The sequence below is a fragment of the Vibrio sp. D431a genome (genome assembly GCF_030248655.1).
In the GTDB taxonomy this organism is placed as follows: Bacteria; Pseudomonadota; Gammaproteobacteria; order Enterobacterales; family Vibrionaceae; genus Vibrio; species Vibrio alginolyticus.
Genome location: NZ_JAHGAP010000100.1, coordinates 1 through 595 on the forward strand (window position 1 = coordinate 1; position 595 = coordinate 595).

At 42.4% G+C, this 595-nt stretch carries 1 protein-coding gene; it reads right to left on the reverse strand.

Features of this window, described 5'->3' with window-relative positions:
* Positions 1-111: 111 nt before the first annotated feature.
* Positions 112-504, reverse strand: a complete 393-nt coding sequence (locus KJB35_RS28205; RefSeq protein ID WP_238842964.1) for an SMI1/KNR4 family protein — start codon at positions 502-504, stop codon at positions 112-114.
* Positions 505-595 lie beyond the last annotated feature (91 nt).

Genomic DNA, 595 nt, shown 5'->3' on the forward strand with positions numbered 1-595 from the left:
CTTGTTAAGGTGTGAGGCACGCAACACCTAAGCATCCGCATACCACCTTAACCACTAAAATAAACGCATAGTAAAAATGCCACGCGTGCCGAATCACTCTTGAACAATTTGTTATAGCTTTTCTAACTTGACAAATGAACTTGCAAGCAACTTAATCTCTCCGGTTTCATGAAGCCAAACATAAACCTCGGGCTTGAACTGTTCTGACTCTTTTAAGAAAACCATTTGATCACCAAGACCGTTACTAGCAATAGCCAATGCATGATGAGGAAAGTTGCCAAAACCAAAACACGCCTTGGTTTCTGCAATAATGTGGTTACAAGTACGAGCTAGCCTTTTTCGATCGGAGTTGTCCTTGATTGGGTAAAGCTCCCAGTCATCCTCTTCGGTCGTTGCCTCACCACCATTGTCAGTCTTCATCGATTCACGATAATCATGAGGGAGCCTTGCACCAAGCTCCACCTCTGTATTAACTAATTGTTCTTCTGTTAAGTTGAATGCCATTTTTACTCCAAAGCTATAACGCCGCGTTAAGGGGTGAACAACGCAATGCCACCTAACTTAAACTATTGTGCCATAAACACAAAAACTGAAC

Coding starts and splice junctions, on each gene's coding strand:
- KJB35_RS28205 (WP_238842964.1), bottom strand. CDS start 504: ATGGCATTCAACTTAACAGAAGAACAATTAGTTAATACAGAGGTGGAG.